Annotated in this window: 8 protein-coding genes and 1 pseudogene; all 9 read left to right on the forward strand. The window is 44.0% G+C overall.

Going from position 1 to position 7,551, the window contains the following annotated elements:
* Positions 1-68: 68 nt before the first annotated feature.
* Positions 69-1,577: a cobyric acid synthase gene (locus AC058W_RS02130; RefSeq protein ID WP_117674709.1), complete on the forward strand. Its 1,509-nt coding sequence runs from the start codon at positions 69-71 to the stop codon at positions 1,575-1,577.
* 74 nt (positions 1,578-1,651) lie between these two features.
* Entirely contained in the window at positions 1,652-2,296 is a 645-nt protein-coding gene (locus AC058W_RS02135) for a precorrin-8X methylmutase (protein ID WP_117674710.1), read from the forward strand.
* 160 nt (positions 2,297-2,456) lie between these two features.
* Positions 2,457-3,401 carry a pyridoxamine kinase gene (locus tag AC058W_RS02140; RefSeq protein ID WP_340283146.1) on the forward strand — a complete coding sequence of 315 codons (945 nt, stop codon included), beginning with the start codon at positions 2,457-2,459 and terminating at the stop codon, positions 3,399-3,401.
* Between the two features lie 99 nt (positions 3,402-3,500).
* A complete protein-coding gene (locus tag AC058W_RS02145; protein ID WP_242986714.1) occupies positions 3,501-3,656 on the forward strand; it encodes a hypothetical protein in 156 nt (51 codons plus the stop codon).
* A 1-nt stretch (position 3,657) separates the two neighbouring features.
* The gene (locus AC058W_RS02150) at positions 3,658-3,873 is read left to right on the forward strand and encodes a hypothetical protein (protein ID WP_242986716.1); all 216 of its coding nucleotides are present in this window, start codon (positions 3,658-3,660) and stop codon (positions 3,871-3,873) included.
* Positions 3,874-4,204: 331 nt separating this feature from the next.
* On the forward strand, positions 4,205-5,434 hold the full coding sequence (gene hemA, locus AC058W_RS02155) for a glutamyl-tRNA reductase (protein ID WP_117674711.1): 1,230 nt from the start codon (positions 4,205-4,207) through the stop codon (positions 5,432-5,434).
* A complete protein-coding gene (locus tag AC058W_RS02160; protein WP_117674712.1) occupies positions 5,424-5,942 on the forward strand; it encodes a precorrin-2 dehydrogenase/sirohydrochlorin ferrochelatase family protein in 519 nt (172 codons plus the stop codon). Before hemA ends, AC058W_RS02160 begins: the two co-directional genes overlap by 11 nt.
* A complete protein-coding gene (gene hemC, locus AC058W_RS02165; RefSeq protein ID WP_479389647.1) occupies positions 5,905-6,801 on the forward strand; it encodes a hydroxymethylbilane synthase in 897 nt (298 codons plus the stop codon). The genes AC058W_RS02160 and hemC overlap by 38 nt, the downstream gene beginning before the upstream one ends.
* 48 nt (positions 6,802-6,849) lie before the next feature.
* A pseudogene (gene cobA / locus AC058W_RS02170) lies at positions 6,850-7,551 on the forward strand (uroporphyrinogen-III C-methyltransferase); the annotation flags it as partial.

Below are 7,551 nucleotides of genomic sequence, written 5' to 3' on the forward strand. Positions count from 1 at the left end.
TATTTATAGATAATTATGAAAATATAGAAAATAAGAAATACAGCAAAAGAAAAAGAGGGGACAAAGAAATGGCAAAAGCGATTATGGTGCAGGGGACAATGTCCAATGCAGGAAAAAGCTTACTGGCAGCCGGTCTGTGCAGGATCTTTAAGCAGGACGGATACAGGGTAGCACCTTTTAAATCACAGAATATGGCTCTGAATTCCTTTATTACAGAAGAGGGGCTGGAAATGGGAAGAGCACAGGTTATGCAGGCGGAAGCCGCAGGAATCAAGCCTTCAGTGTTGATGAATCCGATTCTGTTAAAACCTACCAATGACGTTGGTTCTCAGGTGATCGTAAATGGAGAAGTCCTTGGAACCATGAGCGCCAGAGACTATTTCAAATATAAGAAAAAACTGGTGCCGGATATCATGAAAGCATATAATGCGCTGGCAGCAGAGAACGATATTATCGTGATCGAAGGAGCAGGAAGCCCTGCAGAGATCAATCTGAAAACAGAAGATATCGTAAACATGGGAATGGCAAAGATGGCGAAAGCTCCGGTACTTCTGGTCGGAGATATCGACAGAGGCGGTGTTTTTGCTCAGCTGATCGGTACAGTGGAGCTTCTGGAAGAGGATGAGCGCCAGATGGTTAAAGGACTGATCATCAACAAATTCCGCGGAGACAAGACAATCCTTGATCCGGGCGTACAAATGCTGGAGGAGAGAAGTCATATCCCGGTAGTTGGTGTGGCGCCTTATCTCAATATTCAGGTGGAGGATGAGGACAGTCTGACGGAGCGATTTGACAGAAAAACGGAAGTGGATCTGATTGATATTGCAGTTATCCGGGTGCCGAGAATTTCTAATTTCACAGATTTTAACCCATTTGAAAGTATTCCGGGGGTTTCTCTTCGTTATGTACAGCATGTAAGTGAATTAAAGAATCCGGATATGATCATTCTGCCGGGAACGAAGAATACCATGGAAGACCTTCTCTGGATGCGCGCAAATGGACTGGAAGCGGCAGTACTCAAAGAAGCAGCAAGAGGAAAGATTATTTTCGGAATCTGTGGCGGCTATCAGATGCTCGGAGAAACTTTAAGCGACCCTCACCATGTAGAAGCGGGCGGAACGATCAAAGGAATGGGACTTCTGCCTATGGATACCATATTTGCAGAGAATAAGACACGAACCAGAGTATCCGGAAAGTTCCTGAATCTGAACGGAGATCTTGCTGCTCTTTCCGGCGCGGAACTGGAAGGCTATGAGATTCATATGGGAGAGACTGTTCTGAAAGAAAACGCAGGTCATTGTGTGTCGATTGAGGATCACGTATCAGGCAGCCGGAAGGAAGATGGTGCATATTGTAAAAATGTCTGTGGAACTTATGTACATGGAGTTTTTGACAAAGAAGATGTTGCGGAGGCTGTTGTCCGCGCGCTCGGAGAAAAGAAAGGACTTGATGTATCTGAGATGACAGGAGTTGATTTTGCGGCATTTAAAGAGACACAGTATGACATTCTGGCTTCTGAACTTCGGAAGCATCTGGATATGAAGAAGATTTATGAGATTCTGGAGCAGGGAGTGTAATATAAAAGACGTTCTGCAGTTATGAAGCGAAAGCGGATGATATTATCTGCTCGAGCAGATTTTGGAGGTATAAAATGAAAGTAGAGCTGGAAAATGTAAAACCGATGGATATAGAGAAGCGTAGCTTTGAGATCATTACAGAGGAGCTGGGAGATACAGAATTGATTCCCGGAACGGAACTGATCGTAAAGAGATGCATTCATACAAGTGCAGACTTTGATTATGCAAAGAATCTTTGCTTTTCTGAGGATGCAGTACAGAAAGCTATCGCGGCGATTAAAGAGGGAGCCTGCATTGTGACAGACACACATATGGCGGAATCCGGAATCAATAAAAGAGTTCTTTCCCGTTATGGTGGAGAGGTATTCTGCTTTATTTCGGATGAAGATGTGGCAGCGACAGCAAAAGCCAATGGAACAACAAGGGCAACTGCCAGCATGGATAAAGCAGCAGCGATGGGAAAGAAACTGATCTTTGCTATTGGAAACGCCCCGACAGCACTGGTACGTCTTTATGAACTGATCGAGGATGGCAAACTGAATCCGGAACTCATTATTGGCGTGCCGGTAGGTTTTGTAAATGTGGTACAGTCAAAGGAACTGATCATGCAGGCAGACGTTCCGTATATTGTGGCAAGAGGAAGGAAAGGCGGAAGCAATATCGCGGCATGTATCTGTAATGCATTACTTTATATGATCGATAATAACAGAGGATATTAACCCGGTTACCTGTTATGGACAGGTAATTGAAGTGAATCACAGATATCCGATGGATTTGAGTTTATTTTATATTATATCTGACATAAAACTGACCTCTAAAAAAAATACAAAACTGGATATATCCAGATATAGAATCCAATGCTATATTAATAAGGTTAGAATGAAAATCACATCTGGAAGAATAAGAATTCAGATGTTTCAGGCTGATGACAGACTTATTAAGAAAGCAAGAGGTACTGATAAATTGAAGAAGATTGCAGTCATTCATGATCTGTCCGGAATGGGAAAATGTTCCCTGACAGCGGCAATACCGGTGATTTCTGCTATGGGAGTGCAGGCCTGTCCATTGCCTACAGCAGTTCTGAGCAACCAGACCGGATACGGTTCTTATTTCTGGGATGATTATACAGACCGGATGCAACTGATCATGGACGAATGGAAGAAAATGGGTTTTAAACCGGATGGTGTATATACAGGGTTTCTGGCAGATGCCAGACAGGTAGATGTGATTTTAAAATTTACAGATATGTTCTGTACGGATGAGACACATATCCTGATAGATCCTGTAATGGGCGATGGAGGAAATATTTACAGGACATATTCCGAAGAACTTTGCGAGAAGATGAGGATTCTGGTTCAGCATGCGACAGTAATTACTCCGAATCTTACAGAAGCACTGTTGCTTTTGTACGGAGAACAGGGCATGAAAGAGAAAATGGAACTTTTTTCTCAGATGGACGAGACACAGCAGCTGAAAGAAACAGAGAAATCCGGCAGAGAGCTGGCAGACCGTTTTGGATTAAAATCGATTGTTATCACCGGAGTGGATGTAGTGTGCGGTGATGGCAGTGTGAAAATGGGTAATCTGGTAATAGAGGAAAATGAAGCAGACTGGTATTTTTCCATAAAAGAAGGCGGAAGCTATTCCGGAACCGGAGACCTGTTTGCATCCGTGCTCAGCGCAGGAATGGTAAAAGGAATTTCCATGAAGGAATGTGTGCAGAAAGCAATCGCATTCCTTGCCGGAGCCATTCATGATGCGGTACTGGAAGGAACCGACAGAAATGACGGTGTCTGTTTTGAAAAATACTTAAAAATGCTGTAGCTGTTTTTGGGGATGAATACCAGGTGGATATTTTTATCAGCCTGATTGACAGAAAATTCATAAAACACAGTTAAAAAGACATAACGAGGAGGAGTTATTATGTCAGAAGTAACAACAACAAAACAGAATGTACAGACTGCAAGTACAGTAAAGAAAATTACGGCAACAGCTGTAATGGCGGCTCTTACCACGCTGATGACCACTTATATCTTTCATAACCGTTCCACGGCAAAGGAAGTTATCTATCAGTCTTAACATGCCGGATGCAGCTTCTTACAATGAGGTGGTCCGACCGGCATACGGAGAGAAGCCCTTTGACGCCATGCTGAAAATTGCAAGAGATTGCAAACAGTACATCGACGATGTACGATTTACAGTTGTAGACGTGATCGGGGAGGAAAAGGTAGCGCAGAGTAAGATTTTGGCTGCGCAGAATGGAATTCCGTTAAGAGTAAGAAAATATTCACCGTGAGATATTGCAGGAGCATCCTGTATACAGATATCAGGTAGCAAAGCAAAAAACGTCCGAATAAGCGTGTAGCATAAATGCTCATTTCGGGCGCTTTTCGTGTGTTTATAATTGACATCTTCGCAGGAAATGTTTATGATATTTTTGATTACTGTTCATTGGTAGTATCCCGCGAGGTGTTTTTTGTGAGCGAAGGTCACAGAAAACCCGAGACATACCGCGCGATTTATGCGATTAGCATAAATCTGTGCATCGCGTAGCGTGTTACTGTACACGAAGTGAACAGTAACTATTTTTGGACGAAAATAGGAGATACGAAGGAGAAGTAGAAATTATGAGTATTTCCATGATTGGAATAGATCATAATATGGCACCGGTAGATATACGTGCGCATTTCGCATTTACAAAGAAAAATGCCGGTGAAGCCATGGAAAAAATAAAGAACCACAAAGGAATTTACGGATGTGTGATCCTTTCAACCTGTAACCGCCTGGAAGTCTGGGCAAGTGTGGATGATGACGAGGAAGTCTGTCTTTACGACTGTCTCTGTCAGTTAAAAGGAATCACAGAAGATTCTTATAGAGAATATTTTGTGGAACGAAAAGACAAAGAGGCAGTCGAACATCTTTTTTATCTTACAAGCGGACTGAAATCCCAGATTATCGGGGAGGATCAGATCCTTACACAGGTAAAGGATGCATTGAATCTGGCAAGAGAGAATTTTGCGGCAGACGGGGTTTTGGAAGTTCTGTTCAGAATGGCCGTTACAGCAGGAAAGAGAATCAAGACAGAAGTTCCCTTTTCCCATGGAAACCCGTCAGTAATCCATCAGGCAATCGGATTCCTGGCCCAGAAGGGGTATTCTCTTAAGGACAAGACCTGCATGGTTATTGGAAACGGAGAGATGGGAAAAGTAGCTGCACAGGCTTTGAGAGAAGCGGGTGCTGATGTGACAGTAACAATTCGCCAGTACAGAAGCGGTGTGGTAAATATTCCGCTGGGCTGCAAACGTATTAATTACGGAGAGAGAATGAAATATGTGCCGCAGTGTGATCTGGTGGTAAGTGCGACTGCGAGCCCGAATTTTACATTAAGAGAAGAACTGTTTCAGAATCTTCAGATGAAAGATGAACTGATTCTGATCGATCTGGCAGTTCCAAGAGATATTGAGCCATCTATTGGAAAGATTCAGGGAATCACACTTTACGATATGGATAGTTTCCGTATTGAAGAGATTCCGGCAGAACTTCAGGAGAATCTGGAGGCGGCAGGTGCAATTGTAAGAGAACAGATGGATGAGTTTTTCCAATGGCTGGATGGAAGAGACCTGATTCCGAGAATTCAGGAGATCAAAGAAGAGGCAGTAAATGACCTGAATCTCAGAATTGCGAAGATATTGAAGAAAACACCAATGGAAGAGGATGACAGACAGAACCTGGTGCAGGCAGTAGATACCGCCGCCGGAAAAGTAGTAAATAAGCTGATTTTTGGCTTACGGGACAGTCTGAATCAGGAAGCTTTTCTGGAGTGTGTTGCAGGACTGGAGAAAATATATGAAGAATAAGCCTTATTTTCCAATGTTTATAGATTTATCGGATAAGAATATCGTGGTGGTGGGAGGCGGAAATATCGCAACCCGCAGGGTAAAAACACTGCTGTCATTTACCAGAAATATCAGAGTCATTGCACCGAAGGTTACCATGGAGATGATGGAACTTAGTAAAGCTGGCTATGTGGAACTGCTCACACGTCCGGTGAAGCGATCTGATTTTGCGATGGCATATATGGTGATCGCTGCCACAAATGACAGAAAACTGAATGATGAGATACATAGAATCTGCCGACAGGAAGGGATTTATGTAAATGTAGCCAGTGACAGAGAGCAGTGTGATTTTTATTTTCCGGGAATCTATATGCAGGAAGGACTGGTGGTCGGAATTACGGCCAGCGGTCTTGACCATAAGAAAGCGCGCAGGATAAGGGAAGAAATCCAGGATGCATTGGAGAAAGTCGCGCGGGAAGATGAGGAGGAGAATGATGACGAAGGTGATCATTGGAAGCAGAGAGAGTAAACTTGCAGTTTTACAGAGTGAAATGGTAAAAAGTTACATAGAAGAGAATAACAGTCCTGAGATAACGGTGGATATTCTGACTATGAAAACGACAGGAGATATTATTCTTGACCGTACCCTGGATAAAGTAGGCGGCAAGGGATTGTTTGTAAAAGAACTGGACAGAGCACTGATGGATGGCAGAAGTAATCTTTCTGTGCACAGCCTGAAGGATATGCCGATGGAAGTACCTGAGGAACTTCCGCTGCTGGCTTTTTCAAAGAAGAGAGAAGATCCAGGGGATGTGCTGGTACTTCCGGAGGGTGTCACAGAACTGAATCCTGAGAAACCGCTGGGATGTTCCAGTTTAAGAAGAACTCTTCAGTTAAAGAAATTATATCCGGAGATGGAAGTAAAGAGTATTCGCGGAAATCTACAGACAAGACTGCGCAAGCTGGATGAGGGAGAGTATTCCGGACTGATTCTGGCTGCGGCGGGGTTGAAACGTCTGGGCCTGGAGGCAAGAATCAACCGATATTTTACACCGGATGAAATGATCCCGGCAGCCGGACAGGGAATTCTGGCGGTGCAGGGACGCAAGGATCAGGACTATTCTTATCTGAAAGGATATTGCGACAGAAATGCATGGATGGCAGGAAGTGCAGAGCGTGCCTATGTAAAATATCTGGACGGAGGATGTTCTTCACCGGTAGCCGCGTTTGCAGAGGTAAGTGGAGATGAGATCTTTATCCGTGGATTATATTATAGCGAAGCGACAGGAAAGTGGCTTACAGGGCAGATAAAAGGTTCTGCAGGGAAAGGCACTGAACTGGGAATTGCTCTTGCAAAACAGTTGAAGTTTGATTGCGAAAGTAAATAACTGATATAAAATAGCTTGGTATATCAGGTGATAATAAGGAGAAAACAAATGACATCTGGCAAAGTTTGGCTGGTTGGTGCAGGACCGGGAGATATCGGCCTTTTTACATTAAAGGGCGAAGCGGTTTTGCAGCAGGCAGATGTGGTAGTATATGACAGTCTGGTTGGCGAAGGCGTTCTGGCAAGAATTCCGGAGCACGCAAGACTGATCAACGTGGGAAAAAGAGCAAGCCATCACACCATGGTGCAGGAGGATATCAATAAAGTCCTTCTGGAAGAGGCTCAAAAAGGAAATAAAGTAGTAAGACTTAAAGGTGGAGATCCATTCCTTTTTGGCAGAGGCGGTGAGGAACTGGAACTTCTTTCTGAGAATGGAATCCCGTATGAGATTGTACCGGGAGTGACTTCTCCGATTTCTGTTCCGGGCGTATAACGGAATTCCTGTGACGCACAGAGATTTCTGCTCTTCCCTGCATATCATTACAGGACATAAACGTGCAGGACAGGAGTATGATATTGATTTTAAGGCGCTGACACAGACAAAAGGAACGCTGGTTTTCCTGATGGGAATTGCCGCACTGGAAGATATCTGCAGCGGACTTCTTGCAGGGGGTATGAATCCGGATATGCCGGCAGCAGTCCTTCAGAAAGGAACTACGGCAGGACAGAAACGTGTGGTAGCTACAGTCGGTACTCTGAAAGCAGAAGTGGACAGACAGGGAATTGAGACACCTGCGATTATTGTTGTCGG

Source organism: Blautia sp. CGZ-1-C1 (genome assembly GCF_056504575.1).

Bases quoted from the DNA above. Each gene is read 5' to 3' on its own strand.
- AC058W_RS02130 (WP_117674709.1), top strand. From the start codon at position 69: ATGGCAAAAGCGATTATGGTGCAGGGGACAATGTCCAATGCAGGAAAA.
- AC058W_RS02135 (WP_117674710.1), top strand. From the start codon at position 1,652: ATGAAAGTAGAGCTGGAAAATGTAAAACCGATGGATATAGAGAAGCGT.
- AC058W_RS02140 (WP_340283146.1), top strand. From the start codon at position 2,457: ATGAAAATCACATCTGGAAGAATAAGAATTCAGATGTTTCAGGCTGAT.
- AC058W_RS02145 (WP_242986714.1), top strand. From the start codon at position 3,501: ATGTCAGAAGTAACAACAACAAAACAGAATGTACAGACTGCAAGTACA.
- AC058W_RS02150 (WP_242986716.1), top strand. From the start codon at position 3,658: ATGCCGGATGCAGCTTCTTACAATGAGGTGGTCCGACCGGCATACGGA.
- hemA (WP_117674711.1), top strand. From the start codon at position 4,205: ATGAGTATTTCCATGATTGGAATAGATCATAATATGGCACCGGTAGAT.
- AC058W_RS02160 (WP_117674712.1), top strand. From the start codon at position 5,424: ATGAAGAATAAGCCTTATTTTCCAATGTTTATAGATTTATCGGATAAG.
- hemC (WP_479389647.1), top strand. From the start codon at position 5,905: ATGATGACGAAGGTGATCATTGGAAGCAGAGAGAGTAAACTTGCAGTT.